The organism is Marinobacter halodurans (genome assembly GCF_004327985.1).
GTDB lineage: Bacteria > Pseudomonadota > Gammaproteobacteria > Pseudomonadales > Oleiphilaceae > Marinobacter_A > Marinobacter_A halodurans.
On sequence record NZ_SJDL01000220.1, the window covers coordinates 1 to 284 of the forward strand.

Annotated in this window: 1 protein-coding gene; it reads left to right on the forward strand. The window is 64.1% G+C overall.

Annotated elements, in window-relative coordinates; translation table 11 throughout:
- Positions 1-69: 69 nt before the first annotated feature.
- A partial coding sequence (locus tag EZI54_RS24160; protein WP_165495882.1) for a hypothetical protein occupies positions 70-284 on the forward strand: 215 nt, incomplete at its 3' end.

Genomic DNA, 284 nt, shown 5'->3' on the forward strand with positions numbered 1-284 from the left:
GGTCATCGTAATACCGGGGAGGACTGGTCCCCTGAAGCCAAGCTGGCTGTTGTGATTGAAACCGCCTCCATGTCTGAGGCCGAACTCAGTGCCTACTGCCGCGAGAAAGGCCTGTACCCGGAGCAGGCGCGCGTTGGCGGCCCAGCTCTCATCCGGACAGGTATTGCGCAGGCGTTTGAGCGGGTCGGTTTCGTTATCGCGTTGATTGGCATCGATCGCTGCCGGATCCGCCCGGAACAGGTCGGCGGCTTCCGCCAGGCGCGCCCGGATGCGGTCCCGCAGTT